We start from the raw sequence: 19643 nt of genomic DNA on the forward strand, positions 1-19643 counted from the left end.
TTATCTTCTTAGTACGGTTACATGGCCGTAATAATCCTGAATATCTCCATTGGCATATTCAACATTTGCTTTCCAAACATAAACATCCTGCTTCACGGCTTCTCCTTTATACGTTGCATCCCAGCTGTCGTTTATGGAGTATCCGTCAAATAATTTTTCACCCCAACGATCAAACACCATCCAGTGAATTTTTACAATGTTAGATCCCGTAACAAAGAAATTATCATTTCTACCGTTTCCATCAGGACTAATTGCATTAGGAGCAAAGAAGGTCATTACCTCTTCAATCACCACATTTCGTGAAATTGTATCGCGACAACCAAATTCATTGGTAACAATTTGTGTTATGGTGTAAGTGTTCGGTTCGTAATAAGTCACCATTGGTGATGATTCATTACTGTATTGTCCGTCACCAAAAGAATATTCCCACAATACTGCACCACTTGATAAATCGTTCACCTGAATATCCGGCTGATAAATGGTAGTCACATATGGATCAGGTTCAAAATTGGCAACTGGTTGCGGATAAACAACAATTGGATAGGTTAAGGTGTCGCTAAAAATACAACCATCACTTGTGGTAACCTGAACAGAAACATAATACGAACCATCATTCATATAAATATGATCCGGACTCTGACCGAAGGATAAAAATCCATCTCCAAAATCCCAAACCCAGGAAACCACATTTGCATTTCCTGTAGTGGTAGATTGATCAGTAAAGTGAACATTTAAAGGAGCACATCCACTGGCTATTGACGGGAAATAATCAAAGTTTACAATTGGTAAAGTAGCTACAGGCTGCACAATGGTATCTGTACAACCATTTGTTGTTATCACTACAAAAGTCACATAAAACGTATCGGAATACGCATTGAATACATGTTGATCTTCCGGCAACACACTTGTACTTCCATCTCCAAAATCCCAAAACCAACCAGCTATAGTATCACCTGCAGGAACAGTAGATGCGTCAAAAAATGAAACGGGTGTACCAAGGCAGGTTACATTATTGGTAAAGGCAGCGGTGGGACTTCCAAACACCAAAATATTTTGTACGATGGTGTCTTTGCAGGAAAAATTATTAGTGACAATTAACTCAACATTGTAATTTCCTGAAGCAACATAATTATGGGTTGGACTTTGAACATTATCAGAAAATCCATCACCAAAATTCCAATTCCAATTGGTAATATTTATTGTACTTAAATCGGTAAATGTTAAACCAATGCCCGAACATCCACTGTTACTTGAGAATTGAGCATTCGGCAATTCATTCACTACAATGGTATCTACCACTTGTGATACACAACCGCCGCTACTGGTAACGGTATGCGTTACAAAATAAATTCCCGGTGTAGTATAAGCATAAGAACCTGTAGAAGATGTAAAAGTTGAACCGTCGCCCATATCCCATGTTTGAGATACGACTGTTCCAAAATTAATGGTAGAATTATCCGTAAACGTAAAGGTCTCCATGGCACAAAGTGTATCCGGAAGAGAAACTCCTGCAATTGCATCTGCACTAACAGTAACTACTCCAAATGTAAAATCGGAGCAATTATTTCCTGCACCTTCTGCTACCAGAGTAACAATATATGATCCTGCATTTGTATACAGATGCGAAACTATGGGACCACCGGTTGCAACATTTCCGTCACCAAAACTCCATGTCCACTGCGTAGGAAATCCGGTAGAAACATCTGTAAAAATTGTAGGAGAACCTAAGCATACCGTATCTGCAGTAAATGCCGCAACGGGAACATCATTTACAACTACAGCTTGTTGCATGGTAGTATCACAACCGTGAATATTACTTACAGTAAAAGTTACATTGTAGATGCCCGGATTCTGATAGATGTAAGTTGGGTTTTCTGCAAAAGAATTATTGCCATCTCCAAAATCCCAAAACCAAGATGTTAATGCTGCAGAATCGACAGTTAAATCACTAAAGTGCGTGATGTTAAACAAACAAACGGTATCAGCAGAAAATGCTGCATCAGGTACAGTATAAACCTCAACAGCAACTGTAGTTGTATCCAAACATCCGGATGGATTGCCGGAAATTAATGTGACATTATAAATTCCTCCATTAAGAAAATCATGCGAAGGATTTTGTGTGTTGCTTAAAGGTGTTCCATCTCCAAAGTCCCAGGTCCATTGTACCGGCGATCCCAACGAGGTATCCGTGAAAATAACAGTTTGTCCGGCGCATACCGTTGTGTTAACGAAACCTGCTTCCGGTTGGGGGAGTACGCTTACCGATTGCACAAGTGTATCTTTACATCCGAAAACATTAGTAACAATCAGTTGAGCTGAATAATTTCCCTGTGCGCCATAAGTATAAACCGGATTAACCACTGTAGTGGCAGAACCTGCTTCTCCTAAATCCCATTGCCAGTCAATAGCATTAATAGATGCATCCGTAAAATTGGTGGGATAAGAAAAACATGCCGTAGTAAATGAGAAATTGGCAGTAGGATTAGGGTTGACTGTTACAGTATGTAAAACAGTATCTGTGCAACCAAACGAGTTGGTAACAATTAACTCCACATTATAAGTTCCACTCGAAGGAAACAAATGAAATGGATTCTGCAAGGTTGAAACCGGAGATGCATCTCCAAAATTCCAATGCCATTGAGAAGGTGAGGTAGACAAATCTACAAATGCAGTTGCAAATCCATCGCAAATAGTGTCATTGCTAAATGCAGCCACGGGCAGAGGAAAAACCTGAATATTCTGATGGAGAGAGTCGACACATCCAAATGCATTTTCAGTAATTAAGGTAATAGAAAATGTTCCCGGATTGGTGTAAGTATGTATCGGATTTTGAAGTGAAGAAACCGGACTGCCATCGCCAAAATTCCATTGCCATTGATTGGGATTTCCTGATGTAACGTCTGAGAAATTCGTTACACCACCTAAACATGGTGTATTGGAAGTAAAGGATGGATTTGTACGCGGAAATGCATCAACAGTGTAGGAAATGGAATTTGTACATCCGGATGCCGCAAATCCTGCCGTTAATGTTACTGTATAGGTTGAAGCAGTATTGTAAACATGAACAAGGGAATCTAAATTGGATGAATTGGACGTTCCGTCTCCAAAATTCCATACATAGGTGTCCGGATTCCCTAAGGATTGTGAAACAAAAATGGTAGTGTCGTGGGTGCAGACTTCCTGAAAAGAAAAATCTGCAGTGGGTATTCCTGTAATAGTGATTGTGTGACTAATGGTATCGGAACATCCTGCGCCTCCAAAAGAAATTAAGGTTACAGTATAAATTCCGGTAGCAGCGTAAGTGTGTGAAGGGTGTTGCAATGTTGATGTTGATCCATCACCAAAATCCCAGTTCCATGCAACAGGTACTCCACTTGTTTGATCGGTAAATTGAGTAGCGCTTCCCAAACAAAAAGAAGTCGCAACAAAATTTGCAACAGGCACTGCATTTACAATAACATTTTGTGTAATGGAATTGGTACACCCCACTCCATTAGTGGTTGTTAATGTAACGGAATATGTACCGGCTGCTGCATAAACATGATCAGGGTTCTGCAAAGTAGAAACGGGACTAGCATCTCCAAAATCCCAGGACCAACCTACTGCTGTTCCTGTTGACAAATCCGAAAACTCAGTTGTATCTCCAAAACAAACAATAGAAGAAGTAAAGGCAGAACTTGGAATAGAATCAATCACCACTGCATGCGTTACAGTATCTCTGCAGGAAAATCCGGTGATCGCAATTAATTGTACTGTAAAGGTTCCCTGATTGGAATAATTATGAGAAGGACTAATTGCAGTTGATGTTCCTCCATCTCCAAAACTCCATTGAAAAGAAGAAGCACCCGTTGAATTATTTAACATTCCAATTGGTGTTAAAGCACAAACTGTATCCGGAAGTGGAGTAAAATCTGCAATAGGCAATGGATGAACTAAAATTGTAGTTGTAGCCGTACTGGTACACCCATTGGCACTGGTGATGGTTAATGTAACCGTATACGTTGAATCAACACCCGTGGTAGTGTAGGTTTGTCCACCCGGACTCTGACTATTACTGGTGTTTCCATTTCCGAAATTCCAGGAATATGATTCTCCTCCAATAACGGGACTTGTATTATTAAACGCAACATTCAAAGGTGAACAACCGGAAGTTGGTGTTGCCGTAAAGCTTACAACAGGTAGTGGAAATGTGGTAATCGATACAGTATCGGAAGAAGAACAACCTAAAACATTAACAGTGTAAATCACTTGTGATGTACCTGCAGTTGAATAGGTGACAGCAGATGGAGTAAACGCAGTAGAAGTAGCGGGCGATGATCCTGTCCCGAAGCTCCAGCTATTGGTTCCACCTGGTGTTGAATTATTGGTAAAATTCACAACATGTGGAATACATCCGGTAATTGGACTCGCAGAAATATCTGCAACAGGATAAGGCAATACTACCACTGTATGAAGTAAACTATCCGTTCCGCAAAATCCACTTACTACATCTTTTATCACATAGGTTCCTGCACTTGCATAGGTATGCGTAAACGGACCTTGCGTATTAGCTGAAGTGCCATCTCCAAAATCCCATGTCCAGTTCAACATATCACCGCGTGATGCATCTGTAATGGAAATGGATTGTCCTACACAAATGGTATCATCTGAAATGGTAAAAATCGCATCCACTGCAGGGTGAACCAAAATACTTTCTGCATCCGAACGAACACCACAATGATTGCTAACTGTTAAACTTACTGTATGCGTTACTGCGGTATTTCCTGGAGGAGCTGTAAAAACCTGTGAGGGTAAATTGTAGGCTGAACTTGTAAACACACCATCGACATACCATGCGTAACTGGCATTATTTCCGGATGAATTATTTGTAACATTTACGGTTAATGGCGTACATCCTTCCAGTGGATTTGCAATAATAGCAGCAATGGGAATTGAATCAATCACAATGTTTGTGATGGTGGTATCGAATCCACATGCATTACCTGCAATCAGCATCACCTGATAGGTGCCTTGTGTAGGATATGTTTGAGCAGGAGGATTAATAACATTGGTATAGGTATTTCCATTCCCCATGCTCCAGAAATAATTATTGGCAGGTTGCGCTCCGCTGGATAAATTGGAATAGGTTACATTTTGAGGTGCACATCCTAAATTTCCTAAACCAGCAAGTGAGGAAGTGAAATTTGAATTAGGTCCAGCAACAATTACAATTGGACTAATTGTCGCCATTGCCATATTGCAGGAATTAGCTGCTGTAAGTGAAATGGTATATGTTCCGGAAGTGGTATACACATGTGGTGGCGGTGTAGAGGAAGTGGTGACTACCGGTGGAGATCCGTCTCCAAAATTCCAGGTGTAGGTATTTGCATTTACCGATAAATTCTGAAGTGTAGTTAATGTATGCGGTGCACATCCGGAATACTCCGTAATATCGAGCGTCATCGAAGCGGAAACATACTTTTCAAAAACAACAGTAAGTGTTGCCGTAGTTGTACAACCATTCGCATGCGTTGCAGTTAAGGTAACGGTGTAAGTACCATAACTTGTATAGGTATGAGATGGGTTAGGTAGCGTTGATGTATTACCATCACCAAAATTCCACAGAATACTTGTTGCATTTGTTACTACACTGGTGAAGTTCACCGTTTCACTTACAGAAGGATTTCCGGGCAATAAACAATTCGTTAAATCACCATCACCATCATCACCGGAAATGGAAACAGTGGGGGCATCTAAAATGGTGACCGTTGCTGTTTGCACATCTGAACATCCGGCAAAATTGGTGACTGTTTGCGTTACGGTATAGGTTCCGCCAGCCGCATACGTATGACTCGGACTTTGAGAAGTTGATGTTCCGCCATCTCCGAAATTCCAGCTGTAGGTGGTTGCACCCGTAGTTCCAGTAGAAGTATTGGTAAAAGAAACCGCAGAGCCTGCACAGGCATTGTTATTTACAATATTAAATCCTGCATTGGGTGTTGGGAAAACAGTAACCGTTACAAAAGCAGTATCTGTACAAGGAACGGAAGGATCTGTTGCTATTAACCGAAAAGTATAGGTACCTGCAGCAAATACATTGCTGTTATTCGGATTAGATAATCCACTTGTATTATCGAATAAAACACCATTTCTGTACCATTTGTAAGTGGCACTATTTGCATTGGCTCCGGTGGATGTATTGGTAAATGAAATGGAGGTAAAACCGGTACCGCAAACATTAACGGGAGTTGCGGTAAAAGACGCTGTTACGGCCGGGCAATCCGCTTTCACCTTTCCCGGCAAAATTGCACCGAGAAAATAGATGAAAAACATCCAAAATACTTTAGACTGTTGGCAAGCAGCTTTCACAATGGTTCTATGAAAAAAAGACGCCTATTTGATAATAGGTTGCCTTTGAGAGGGAAATTAAGCAATTTTCATCACTAAATCCACCAAACGCGCAGAATAACCGCTTTCATTATCGTACCATCCTACTACTTTAACCATTTTTCCAATGACGGAAGTGAGCTGAGCATCGAAAACACAGGAGTGGCGATTCCCTATGCAATCCACCGAAACTACAGGGTCTTCCGTATATTCAAGAATACCTTTTAACCTTCCTTCGGACGCTTTTTTAAAAATCGCATTGATTTCTTCTACCGTTTTGGCGTTCTTAACAATGAATGTTATGTCTGTAAGCGAACCATCAGGAACCGGAACACGAATTCCGCAGCCCCCCACTTTTCCTTCCAAATCAGGGAAAATTTTTGTGATAGCCTTTGCTGCTCCGGTGGTGGTAGGAATAATAGAAACAGCTGCTGCCCGCGAGCGACGTAAATCAGCATGTGGCGCATCGTGTAATCGTTGATCTCCGGTGTAAGAATGCACGGTTGACACATAACAACTTTCAATTTCACAATGCTGGTGAATCAATTGAATCATTGGAGATGCGCAATTGGTAGTGCAGCTGGCGTTAGATAAAATAACATCGTCCTGGTTCAGTAGATCATCATTAATCCCTAAAACAATAGTTTTTATTTCATCCGATTTTGCAGGTGCAGAAATGATCACCTTTTTTGCACCGGCCGTGATGTGTTTTTGCGCTCCTTCGGTTGTGGTAAAATGACCTGTCGATTCAATAACCACATCTATGTTCAAATCCTTCCATGGTAAATTTGCCGGATCTTTTTCAGCGTAACAATAAATCACTTTTTCATTCACGATTAAACATTTCGATCCTGCTTCCACCGATCCGTTAAACCTGCGATGAACGGAGTCGTACTTCAATAAATGAGCAAGAGTTTTTTCATCCGTCAGATCATTGATCGCTACAAGTTCAATCTGCGGATTTTCCATTGCAAACCGTGTAAACACTCTTCCAATTCGCCCGAAGCCGTTAATGGCAACTCTGATGGTTTTACTCATGACATTTTTTTTTAAAAATAATTCAATAATTCAAGCAAAAAAAAATCCCTGCCGAATGCGACAGGGATTTCTGTGAAGATTAACATTTTTTATCGTGCAATCAAAAGTTTGCCTTGATGCACATATTTTCCGGCTTGTACATGAACGATATATGTTCCGTTAGCTAATTCCGCTACGTTGATGTCGGCATATTGTTTACCGGCGTTACGTTGACCTAAAGACAAGGTCTGAACTTTTTGTCCTGCAAGGTTGTAAACGCTCAATACTACATTTCCGTTTTCTTTCATATCAAAAGAAACTCTTCCGTTATCCTGCATTGGGTTTGGATAAATAGAAACCGGTAAAACATTCGACAAGCTGTTGTTGTCTGTTCCAGGATCTTTAACACTTAACCATGCTTCAGATCTCCAGATACCTCTACCAAAAGTTCCAAGGTAAACTTCACCCGGACGATTGGTTCCTTCATCCCAGCCTCTCCATTGTTGACGAACAGAGTAAACAGGAACAGTTTGAGGACCATTAACCTGGCTTTGGAACGTCCACACAGTAGAAGTTCCATTCAGGTTATCTGTAGCATAAGCTCCGAACTCAGTACCGATGATAGCTTGATCCGTATTGTTTACATTGATCACTGCGTCGTACACAGGAATGTTAGGAAGATTACCGTGAATAGAAGTAAATGAAGTTGTAGTAGAGGTAGATGCTGCAGTGTTAGATTCTAAAACACGTGCGGTTTGGAATCCGGTTAATGTAACAATTACATGCTCCGGATCTGTCATGTCAACACCTATACCATCAACTGATCCACCTGAACCATTGAAGATTTGTGTTACCGTAATATTGCTTACATCATAAGTAGGCGCATAGAAGGTGCTGAAACCTGAAATACGGTACAGATCACCTGTTGAAGTACCAACATATAAATGCTCACCATCATGGCTAAATTCTAATGCAGTTGCAACAACTCCGGTTTGTAAAATTCTGAAGTTAGGCGTAACACTGAAACGAAGTGCCTCACGAGTAACACGAACTTCAGTACCTAATCCAATAGCATAAAGTGACTGAACGCGGTCTTGCAATGTAATTACATTGGCAGAGTCGTGTGTTGCAACGATATTGGTTGGAGTGATGTAATAAAGTGGTTGTTGTAAAGTTTGAGAGAAATAATGGATGGTATCTCCGGCTGTTGCTAAAATATCACCGGTTACGGTGTTATTGTTTCCTAATTGAACACCAATAGAATCCAATGCATTTACATCATTAGGATTTTCCCATAAGCGTCCAACCGTGTGGAAAGGAGAGCCTGATGGAGGAGAAAAGAATGCATTAAAGGATGCACCGCCATCGTCTGAACGTTGCATATCTCCATTATAAACTGAAGCAAAAATTACATCTTCTTTAATATGTGAAATATCACAATCAAAACCATCACCACCACGAACCTGGTCGAACGACAACAATGTAACACCTGTGTGTGTATTCAGGTTGGTACCGTTATCTTGCGCACCACCAATTACATCTCCATCTGCTGAGAAACCGATGCCATAGAATTGAGTTACGTTATAACCACGGTTGGCAGGGAAGAAAATAGATCCTTTGTCAGGAGATTTTCCAATACCACCATCGTTACCGATATAAAGAATACCGTTTTGATCCCATTCCATTTCATGGTTATCTGCGTGAACATAGATTGGCGAAAGTGGAGAAGCGAACCACAATGAGCGTTGTTCCCATTGACCAAAAGCAGGATTTGTGCCCGCCGCTCTTTCCCATGCATATACATCGATACCTCCTAAAAGCGCCTTTTCAGGTGCTCCAGGAATAACAGTGATTACGTTGTCGTAAACACCTTGTCCGTTTTGAGAAATAAAAGGATCGAAAGAAGGACTGGAAGATGGTGCAATTTCGGACCAGGTTAATCCATTGTCTTCTGAAAAATATTGACCTTTCAATGTTCCTCCACCAGTTGTAACTACTGATGCAAAAAGATTCCAGGCATTATTTGAATTTTTCTCATGAGAGATTGCAAGTTCAATACGTCCAACCCCTGAACTTGGGATTTGTGTTGAACCAGTACCTGATACGTTGGTAAAGTTAACACCTCCGTCGGTTGAAACATAGGTACGAACACCTGTAGATGCCATTGCACATGCAACAACATTTCCGTCTTTAGAGATTTTTACATCGTAACAATTTCCGGTTCCCATACCATTGTTGTTAATGGTTGTAATGGTTGCACCGTCGTAAGTTTTTAAACCGCCGCTGGTACCACACCAGATTTTGTTCGGATTATTCGGGTCTGCCTGTAACTCCACCCAATCTTCGTTGGCTGATCCAGACACCTGATTCCAGGTTTGACCTAAGTCATCGGTGTAGAACAATCCGTCACCAACAAATGCTTCGTTAAAGAAGAATCCATTAGAAAATCCTGTTCCAACATATAATCTTCCATTGAGGGTTTGCGTCATGGAAGCAATGGATAAAGTCTGATCGAAATTATCTACTCGTCCCCAGGAATTACCGCCGTTAGAAGAAACGAACAATCCGCCCGACACACTACCTGCCCAAACAAGGTTCGAGTTGTTTTTGTCGATACAAATTGCGCGGGTACGTCCACCTACGTTATCCGGACCTTCTTCAATCCAAGGCATATCCAGTGAACGATTCATACCACCGGCCATTAAGGCTTGCATGAATTGTGCACGGGTTTGCTTAATTAAAGCGGGATTGTACACACCGTTTGCGTCTAAGCGTTTCGACATGTAGTGCTCCATTGCCTGATCAACCGAAGGTTTTTCGTTGTCGTTCTGACGGGGAGAATAGGTCAGCTCGTTTGAGGACAGAAATGGAGTAGCTACCATTAACCCGGCAACTAACCCAAGGCCCAACGTTCCAATGAGTAAATTTTTGTTTTTCATAATCGCAACTTAAATACTTGTCGGTTTTTTCAACAAGCCTACAAATAAAGTAACATTTTAGGGAAATGTCAATAGCAGTTTAGGCAAAGGAGCTGAATAATGAGCCAATGGGGCATAATATTTATTCCCCAGGAAATAAAAACCTTCAAATCCCAATGAAATCAACGGATTCAGAAATGAAGTGAGAAAGAAAAAAAATGGCAAAAATATACAGGTCTAATCAGAACAAATGCTTTTCGGCATGGTATGAAGAACGCACCAGGGGTCCGCTTTCCACATACAGGAAGCCTTTGGAAAGGGCAATTTCCTTGTATTTCTCAAACCTGTCGGGGGTTACAAATTCTGCAACCGGCAAATGTTTAGGAGTAGGTTGCAAATATTGACCCAGTGTAAGGATGTCAACCTTTACACTTCGCAAATCTTCGATGGTTTCCAGAATTTCATCTTCGGTTTCCCCAAGCCCCAGCATAACGCCGGATTTTGTGCGGATACCGGCCTGTTTTAAGCGGAGCAAAACTTCCAGACTACGATCGTATTTTGCTTGAATTCTTACTTGTTTCGTTAAACGGCGAACGGTTTCCAGATTATGCGAAACTATCTCTGGATGTACATCAATAATTTTTTGAAGATTTTCCCATTTCCCCATAAAATCGGGAATGAGGGTTTCGAGTGTTGTTCCGGGAGATTTTCTACGAATGGCACGAACGGTTTGCGCCCAGATTTCTGAACCGCCGTCCGGAAGATCATCTCGGTCAACCGAAGTAATCACGCAGTGCTTAACTCCCATTAAATGGACACTTTGAGCTACACGTGCAGGCTCAAAAGGATCAGCGTCTAATGGTCGACCCGTAGCCACATTGCAAAAGCCGCAGGATCGGGTGCAAATATTCCCAAGAATCATAAATGTTGCCGTGCCCTCGCCCCAGCATTCGCCCATGTTCGGACAATTACCACTTTCGCAAATGGTATGCAGTTTATGTTCAGAAACCAGACTTCTCACCTTCCGGTAATTCTCACCGGTAGGCAATTTTACACGAAGCCATTTTGGTTTAGGTAATCGTTGGGTTAAATTGGAATCCTCAGCACTCATCGTTAAAAATTAAAAATATTTCCTTCCGAAAATAAAATTCAGATATAGCGTTAAAAAATAAGGCTTGTTTTGGTCGTTGGCCATAATGGGAACCTTTTGAGGATAAACATCCAGAACCATTCCCGTTTCGAAAGCACGAATCAGATCTTCTTCCGGAGAAAACTCGAAATGGAGTCCGAATTTTACCGCGCCACCGATATATGTTTTCATCTCACTCAAGCCAAAGCCCCAGTTCGATCTTCCGTAAATATTATCCGTATTATGAATTACAGGATCATATTTTTCGTCGGAAATAATTACATCATTTTGCGTTAAATGGATAATCTGAAGATAGACCGGCTTTGCAAATGAAAAGGAAGGACCAACTCCCCAGTTAAAACCAACTTCTACTCCCTGATCTCTCAATTTTTGAAATACAATTCGCCGGCTGCCGATAAATGGACGAAACACAATTATTCCATTCATTTTACCATAGAAATAACCCTTCCCGTCATCATAAGTAGGATTATATACTTTGATCTCTTTTGGACTTCGCATATTCACCAAATCAAAACCAAAAGAAAGTTTATTTAAATAGGTTTTTTGAATTCCGTACCTGAAATGAAAACCAAAGCCACGGGTATGCAATAATAATCCGCCTACCGCCTCTTTGCGATAAACTAAACCCACTTCTTCATCAGCCGCCTTCTGAGCATCAGCAGAAAAAGGCGAAACCAGAAAAAAGCACAGGACTAAAATTGAAATCCTTAATTTTGGCATATAACAAAAATACAATTATATAACGGTTTTGTTGACCAGTTCGTATGGAAATTTCAAAGATCAGCTATTTAGGAGAATTAAGAACGGAAGCCCGTCATTTAAAATCCGGTGAAACATTTATTACCGATGCTCCGCTTGACAACCAAGGTAAAGGTGAAGCTTTCTCGCCTACCGATTTGTTGGCTACATCACTCGGTGCATGCATGGTTACCATTATGGGGATTGCAGCAAGGACCCATGGAATTCCAATTGGAAAAATTGAGATATCGGTAAGCAAGTTTATGGCATCCAACCCCAGACGGGTAGAAAAAATCGGACTGATTTTGGAAATAGAGGATCGCGGTTATACCGATCATCAAAAAAACCTATTGGAAACCGCAGGAAGAAATTGCCCTGTTGCCAAAAGCCTGCATCCGGACCTCGTACAAGAGGTTCAATTTATTTACCAATGAATTTGGGAGGGACGAATATCGAAATGCGTCGTCTCCGAAATGCAAATCCCATTTTTAAAAATCAATAATTGGGGCGACTGGTGATTGATTTTACTGATTTCTGCAATTGAATTGGAAATATCGCGATAGGAAAGAAGATCCAAATACAACACATCCACACCAGGGTGATGCGTTTCCCATTCACGTTCCATGCGGTTTAAAGCCGCGGCAGAAATGGAGCATCGGGTAGAATGCTTAAACACCCCGAAAACAAAATCAGGCTCCGCCTTTGAGCGAAGAATCAAATCCGTAAACTGGGTTAAATCGTTGAGGGTAATCCAATTCAAAATCAGCGAGACTGATTTTCAGGCATTTCAGTGATATCCAAAACTTTATCAGAACCTACTGAAGTGTAGGCAGGACATTTTTCACTTTTACCACCGCGGAACAAACCACATGAAGTAAACATTGAACCAGCGGTTAAAAAAAGTACAAAAGACAACACAAACTTTCTCATTCTGATAATTGGTTTTTGGTAATACGCCTTGCTTTATTTGGACCGAAAAGATAAGATAAGTTTTTTAAAAAATAAAAAAATGGCGGATTTTTATGGGGTGAAAACAGAAACAAGCCAATTCATCCGTGAAGAATCCTGGTTAAAACTCCTTCGTGAAGAGCTAAGCAAACCTTATGTTTCGGACCTATTGAAATTCGTTGCAGAAGAAAGAAAAAAACATCCCATCTTCCCTCCCGAAGAAATGGTTTTTAAAGCCCTGGAACTATGTCCGCCTCAAAAAACAAAGGTGGTCATTCTCGGGCAGGACCCTTACCATGGTCCCGGTCAAGCTCACGGCCTGGCCTTTTCTGTCCCGATGGGACTAAAATTTCCTCCTTCGCTTCGAAATATTTTCAAAGAATTACAGAGCGATTTAAATACAGATGTACCTTTTTCAGGGGATTTAACTGCCTGGGCCGAACAAGGTGTTTTACTTCTAAATTCTACACTAACCGTTAGATCCGGTGAAGCGGGGAGTCACCAAAAAAAAGGATGGGAACAGCTCACCGATGAGATCATCCGGAAATTATCTGAGCAGGAGCAACATCTCGTTTTTATTTTGTGGGGGAATTATGCTATTCAAAAAAAGGAATTAATTGATGAAAACCGGCATTTGATTCTCAGTTCAGCACACCCCTCACCTCTTTCTGCCCATCATGGATTTTTTGGAACCAAGCCTTTTTCCAAAGCCAATGAATACTTGATTAAGCACCATAAAAAACCAATCCATTGGGAACTGCAATAACAATAATTCATTTCTTTCGTTATGGCAGGGTGAACTTCAGGTTGCTATTCCTATTCTTCTGTTTTGGATTTTCTTTATCCAATGCACAACCCAATAAATTGACTTTAGTTTTTCCGGGGAATGCAGACTTTTTTGCTGAAGAAAAAATTTCTTTTAAAACCAAACCAGGGAACATCAATGAAGCAGAAAAAAATATTAAATCGGTTCTCTCGCAATTAAGAAGCAAAGGATATATTTCATGCAACAGAGACTCCTCCGTTTTTCGAAACGACACCTTAATGGTTTATTTGTACACGGGGAAAAAATATGTGTGGTCGACTTTAAAAAGAGGAAATGCAGAAGAGGAAGCATTAATTTATGCCGGTTACCGCGAGAAGATTTTCAGGGGACGCGTTTTTAGTCCGAAAGAAATAAATGAACTATTCGAACGACTGATCCATTTTTACGAAGACCGTGGCTATCCATTTACCGGGGTTAAGCTGGATTCCTTAAACGAACAAAAGGGAACTATTTCTGGAGTATTGCGGGTTGAAAAAAACAAATTATATAAAATCGACAGTGTATTGGTAAAAGGAGATGCAAAAATCAGCATGCCTTATCTCTATAATTTTATCAGCATAGAACCCGGCGATATTTACAAAGAAAGTTTGGTACAACAAATCGATTTACGGATTAAAGAAATTTCGTTTGTTGAACTTGCCAAACCAAGCGAAATTATTTTTACGGACAACCAGTGTCTCGTAATCATTTATCTCAAAAAAAAGAAAGCCTCACAGTTTAATGGCATTCTTGGTGTTGTTCCTGATAATAAAACCAATAAAATCGTAATTACAGGTGATGCTGCCATTCGCATCAGAAATGGATTTGGGAAGGGAGAATTAATTGATTTTAACTGGAGAAAATTAAATAATCAAATTCAGGATTTAAAAATCAATTTCAATTATCCATTCTTATTTAAAAGTCCGTTTGGTACCGATTTGCAATTTAAACTTTACAAAAAAGATTCTACGTTTATAGAATTACAGCAAACCGCTGCCTTGCAATATTATCTTAAAGGCGGGAATTATTTTAAAGTTTTCCTGGGCAATCACCTGAGCAGTTTAATTACACCTAAAATGTTCGAAAACGCAACCACCCTGCCACCCTATGCGGATGTTTCGACATTTACCTATGGAATAGGATTTAAAAAAGAAAAACTCGATTACAGGCTTAATCCACGGAGCGGTTTTAGCGTTTCAATAGAAGGTTCTGCAGGTCAACGAAAAATTAGCATTAACCCGATTTTAAATCCCGTGGTGTATGAAAATGTCAACCTGAAATCAAACCAATTAAAAGGTCAGCTCCTTGCAGAATTTTTTATCCCTTTATTGAAACGAACTACTCTGAAAATAGGCAACAACTCCGCATTTGTGCAAAACAATACCCTTTTTACCAATGAACTTTATCGTATCGGGGGTATTCGCACATTAAGGGGATTTTCAGAAGAATCCATATTCGCATCTACCTACTCCATCTCCACCCTTGAGTACCGTTTTCTCCTCGACAGAAATTCTGCCGTGTACATTTTTTACGATCAGGCCATTTATGAAAAAAACGACAAAGAAGGGTACCTGCGTGATCAACCATTTGGCTTTGGAACCGGATTGTTTTTTCAAACCAAAGCAGGAGTCTTCTCGTTAAGTTATGCACTTGGATCACAATTAGGGAACCCTATTCTTATCCGGTCAGCTAAAGTTCATTTTGGATTTATCAATTATTTTTAGATCTTTCATCGCATGCGGAAATTGGTCTTATTTATTTTTCTACTTCCTGTATTCTCGTTCACCGGGAATAATGAATTTGAACTTATTCCGGCTTACGTCAAAGAAAACTACCCACAGGCCGATATATCGCAATTCATTTATGTTTCCGTTCGCTATCAAAAACTTTATTTTTTTAGTCGCGACGAGAAAACAGAAGTATATGATATTTCAACCTCTAAATACGGAACGGGTTCCGATCACAACAGTGAAAAAACACCTTTGGGTTTGCACCGTATTTCGGAGGTACTTGGTAAAAACGCTCCCATTGGAGGAATTATTGAAAAAAAGGGATATGTTGGCAAAGAGGCCGAAATTATTCAGGAGAAAAAAAGCAGTGATAAAGACCTAATTACAACCCGGGCAATCCGATTAGAAGGAATGGAAAGAGGCATCAACAAGGGAGGGAAAAAAGACAGTCACTTGCGTGAAATCTATATTCATGGAACACATGAAGAAGGTTTAATCGGTTCTCCTGCTTCACATGGTTGTGTTAGGATGAGAAATATGGATGTTCTCCAACTGGAAAAAAAGATAAAAATCGGAATGCCGGTTATTATTCTTAACTACTGATGAATAATTACCATTTTACCATTCATTTCCACTTTCCTGTCAATTCCTGTCAACCGATAATAATAAACCCCTTCGCTCCATTGAGAAACATCCAGAAAATAATTGTTGCTTTCGTAAAAACTGGAGGAATAAATCTGTTTGCCGTTCAAATCAAAAACCGTTAATGCATAGCTAAAATGACGGGTATTTGAAATCCAAAACCAAACATTTTTATCTGCCGGATTAGGATACACACCATGTTCACTTTGCTGTTCCATTCCCTTTACCGGGGGATTAAATTCAAACAACATTAAACCTTGCTGACGATCAGAAATCATAATTTTTCCATCGTCTTTCCAATGAAAAACACCCCAGGCTCCGGAATAAATGATTGAATTTTCTAAATGGGTATCGTACCATCCGGCACGGTAAACATTTTCCGGATCTGAAATATCGAAAATCTGAAGTCCATCATAATAATGCGAGAGATAAACATATTTACCAGAAATCATTGGGTTATGTGCAATGGTATTTGCATCCGACTCCGAATTAAAAAACGACACAATCCGAATATCATTTAAGTTCTGGACATTACATAATTTTATTTTTTTTCCGGCAGTTTCATCCGTAAATACGTAGTATTTCCCATCATCGCTTAACCATCCGCTGTGATTATATCCCATATCGGTGTAAGTTGACAAATCTCCAATGACTATCGGATTGAGTGGATTGGAATAATTGACGACCTGAAGTCCTTCCGGACCACAATTTAACCAGGCCGTATCGTTTCTTACAAAACAATCGTGAACATATTGAGCATATGGGTAGCTGGAAAGATAAAGCGGTTGTTCTGGATTAGCCAATGAAAAAACATCCATGGCACGTGAACCATTGATGTTGGAGTTGGGTCCGCAGATATACATTCTTGCCGATGAAGTATCAATAAAGACACTGTGTGCGCGCTGGAAAAAAGAATCGGATTCAAAAACGACATGAGCCGAATCTGGCAAATAATGTAAATCAATTACCTGCAAACTTGAATAGCCGTCGTCGCAAATAGCATATACATAACCCTTGTATTCAAAAACATCCCGGTTAATTACATTGGGGCCTTGTGCAGCACCTGCTACGAACGCGATTTCGGTGAGTTGATTATTTTCCACCTGAATGATGTGCGTCCCCTCAGTTGATCCAATGGCTGCATACTTGTTTCCATTAAAATAAAATCCCCAAACATCGTTGTAAACCGAACCATCTGTGGCTTCGGTTAAGGCTGAATTTTGCCATTGTGCAAGCAAAGCAACATTATGTCTGTTTTGAGCCAAACCAAAGGCGCTGAGGAACAGGAAACATATGCTGACAAAAACCAATTTCACTTCAGAATCTCTTTCGGTTAAAAAACGTTAAGAATAAATACTTAGAACGTAAACTGCGTTATTTAATAAACTGCTCAAATTTAGCGCTATATTCTGACTTCAATCTGCTTTAATTATTTTACGGCATCAGAAATAAAATCTATTTTTAGGGCCTATTCCAAAACCACGTGTCAGACAGTATTGTAATCATACCTACCTACAACGAAAAAGAAAACATAGAGCGTATTCTTCGCAAGGTGTTTTCTTTGGAAAAGGATTTCCATGTACTCATTGTGGATGATGGTTCTCCGGATGGCACAGGTGATATTGTCCGCTCTCTAATGACGGAGTTTCCCGGTCGCCTTTTCATGGAGGTTCGCAAGGAAAAATCAGGGTTAGGTACTGCATACATCCATGGCTTTAGATGGGCTTTGCAACATGCTTATGCATATATTTTTGAAATGGATGCGGACTTTTCGCATAACCCGGATGATTTAATCCGCTTATATCAAGCCTGTGCCGATGAACAATTTGATATGTCGGTTGGTTCTAGATATGTGAAAGGTGGTAAAGTAAAAAACTGGCCCTTTACCCGGTGGCTGATGAGTTATTTTGCTTCCCTGTACGTTCGCATGGTGTTATGGATTAATATTAAAGACACCACAGCGGGATTCAAATGCTACAGAAGAAAAGTTTTGGAAACTATTGACCTCAATAAAATTCATTTCGTAGGCTATGCATTTCAGATTGAAATGAAGTATACAGCCTTGTTGCATGGATTTAAGATTAAAGAAGTGCCCATCGTATTTATCGATCGCGTTTTAGGTCAATCCAAAATGAGCATGAAAATTTTCAAAGAAGCATTTTGGGGCGTAATAAAAATGCGCAGAAAAAAGATTTAAATAAAAATACCATGATACTTATTAAGAATGCACGAATTGTCAATGAAGGAAAAATCGTTGACGGAGATGTATTGATTGAAGGCGCATACATTAAGGCCATAGGGAAAAATCTGGAAGGAAAATTTGAAACCATCATTGATGCTGCCGGTAAATTTTTATTACCCGGTGCTATCGACGATCAGGTTCATTTCAGAGAGCCGGGATTAACACATAAAGCTGAGATTTATACCGAAGCCAAAGCGGCCGTGGCAGGAGGAATTACATCTTACATGGAGATGCCTAATACCGTTCCCAACACACTCACGCAGGAATTACTTGAAGAAAAATACCAACGGGCTGCGGAGGTTTCATTGGCCAATTACTCCTTTTTTATGGGAGCCTCCAACGATAATTTAGAAGAAGTTTTAAAAACCAATCCACGAAATGTTTGTGGCGTAAAAATTTTCATGGGTTCCTCCACCGGAAACATGCTGGTGGATAAAATCGATGTACTTGAAGCCATTTTTAAACATTGCAAAACATTGATTGCAACGCATTGTGAAGACGAGGCTACAGTGCGTAAAAATGCTGAAGAGTTTAAACAGAAATACGGCGATCAATTAAACGCCAGTTTTCATCCAATCATTCGCAGCGAGGAAGCTTGTTACTTATCTTCTTCCCTGGCCGTGAATCTGGCAAAAAAACACAATACACGTTTACATATACTTCATATTTCTACAGGAAAAGAAGTGGACTTATTCGATAACAAAACACCCTTAAAAGAAAAAAGAATAACAGCCGAAGCGTGTATTCATCACCTGTGGTTTTCGGATAAGGATTATGCTGAAAAGGGAAATTGGATCAAATGGAATCCTGCTGTAAAAACGGAGCAAGACCGCGATAAAATTCTTCAGGGAGTTTTGGATAATCACATCGACGTTATTGCAACCGACCATGCTCCGCATACCATTGAAGAAAAACAACAACATTATATAACTGCACCTAGTGGTGGACCACTCGTTCAACATGCTTTACCTGCCATGCTCGATTTGGTGAAAGCAAAAAAAATAAGCATCGAAAAAGTAGTTGAGAAAATGTCGCACGCCGTTGCCGATTGTTTTCAAATTGAAAAAAGAGGCTATATCCGTGAAGG

Annotated in this window: 14 protein-coding genes; 6 read left to right on the forward strand and 8 right to left on the reverse strand. The window is 40.2% G+C overall.

The window, feature by feature from the left end; genetic code table 11:
* The 5 genes from K1X56_10125 to K1X56_10145 form a co-directional block, all read right to left on the reverse strand.
* Positions 1-6312, reverse strand: coding sequence for a PKD domain-containing protein (locus K1X56_10125; protein MBX7095070.1), 6312 nt, complete (start codon positions 6310-6312; stop codon positions 1-3).
* A gap of 93 nt (positions 6313-6405) precedes the next feature.
* Positions 6406-7404, reverse strand: coding sequence for a type I glyceraldehyde-3-phosphate dehydrogenase (gap, locus tag K1X56_10130; GenBank protein ID MBX7095071.1), 999 nt, complete (start codon positions 7402-7404; stop codon positions 6406-6408).
* A gap of 89 nt (positions 7405-7493) precedes the next feature.
* A complete protein-coding gene (locus tag K1X56_10135) occupies positions 7494-10322 on the reverse strand; it encodes a T9SS type A sorting domain-containing protein (protein ID MBX7095072.1) in 2829 nt (942 codons plus the stop codon).
* 220 nt (positions 10323-10542) lie between these two features.
* Positions 10543-11412, reverse strand: a complete 870-nt coding sequence (lipA, locus tag K1X56_10140; protein ID MBX7095073.1) for a lipoyl synthase — start codon at positions 11410-11412, stop codon at positions 10543-10545.
* 9 nt (positions 11413-11421) lie between these two features.
* Complete coding sequence (locus K1X56_10145) at positions 11422-12171, reverse strand: hypothetical protein (protein MBX7095074.1); 750 nt, start codon at positions 12169-12171, stop codon at positions 11422-11424.
* Positions 12172-12215: 44 nt separating this feature from the next.
* On the opposite strand from K1X56_10145, the gene K1X56_10150 reads away from it, so the two are divergent.
* Positions 12216-12623 (forward strand): OsmC family protein, encoded by a 408-nt coding sequence (locus tag K1X56_10150; GenBank protein ID MBX7095075.1) that lies wholly within the window; start codon positions 12216-12218, stop codon positions 12621-12623.
* Here the strand turns inward: K1X56_10150 and ytxJ are convergent.
* Both ytxJ and K1X56_10160 read right to left on the reverse strand, forming a co-directional pair.
* Positions 12614-12949, reverse strand: coding sequence for a bacillithiol system redox-active protein YtxJ (gene ytxJ, locus K1X56_10155; GenBank protein ID MBX7095076.1), 336 nt, complete (start codon positions 12947-12949; stop codon positions 12614-12616). The two genes, K1X56_10150 and ytxJ, sit on opposite strands and share 10 nt — an antisense overlap.
* A gap of 2 nt (positions 12950-12951) precedes the next feature.
* The gene (locus K1X56_10160; GenBank protein ID MBX7095077.1) at positions 12952-13119 is read right to left on the reverse strand and encodes a hypothetical protein; all 168 of its coding nucleotides are present in this window, start codon (positions 13117-13119) and stop codon (positions 12952-12954) included.
* 79 nt (positions 13120-13198) lie between these two features.
* Here K1X56_10160 and ung point away from each other — a divergent pair, with 79 nt between their 5' ends.
* The 3 genes from ung (at position 13199) to K1X56_10175 (ending at position 16275) form a co-directional block, all read left to right on the forward strand.
* Complete coding sequence (ung, locus tag K1X56_10165; GenBank protein ID MBX7095078.1) at positions 13199-13903, forward strand: uracil-DNA glycosylase; 705 nt, start codon at positions 13199-13201, stop codon at positions 13901-13903.
* 98 nt (positions 13904-14001) lie between these two features.
* Positions 14002-15666, forward strand: coding sequence for a BamA/TamA family outer membrane protein (locus tag K1X56_10170; GenBank protein ID MBX7095079.1), 1665 nt, complete (start codon positions 14002-14004; stop codon positions 15664-15666).
* A gap of 12 nt (positions 15667-15678) precedes the next feature.
* Positions 15679-16275: a L,D-transpeptidase gene (locus K1X56_10175; GenBank protein MBX7095080.1), complete on the forward strand. Its 597-nt coding sequence runs from the start codon at positions 15679-15681 to the stop codon at positions 16273-16275.
* Here K1X56_10175 and K1X56_10180 read toward each other — a convergent pair.
* The gene (locus K1X56_10180) at positions 16269-17630 is read right to left on the reverse strand and encodes a choice-of-anchor B family protein (GenBank protein MBX7095081.1); all 1362 of its coding nucleotides are present in this window, start codon (positions 17628-17630) and stop codon (positions 16269-16271) included. The two genes, K1X56_10175 and K1X56_10180, sit on opposite strands and share 7 nt — an antisense overlap.
* Before the next feature lie 167 nt (positions 17631-17797).
* Between K1X56_10180 and K1X56_10185 the strand changes: the two genes are divergently transcribed.
* Positions 17798-18511 carry a polyprenol monophosphomannose synthase gene (locus K1X56_10185; GenBank protein ID MBX7095082.1) on the forward strand — a complete coding sequence of 238 codons (714 nt, stop codon included), beginning with the start codon at positions 17798-17800 and terminating at the stop codon, positions 18509-18511.
* Between the two features lie 11 nt (positions 18512-18522).
* The coding region (locus K1X56_10190) for a dihydroorotase (GenBank protein ID MBX7095083.1) at positions 18523-19643 on the forward strand (1121 nt) is incomplete at its 3' end.

The organism is Flavobacteriales bacterium (assembly GCA_019694795.1).
In the GTDB taxonomy this organism is placed as follows: Bacteria; Bacteroidota; Bacteroidia; order Flavobacteriales_D; family UBA2798; genus UBA2798.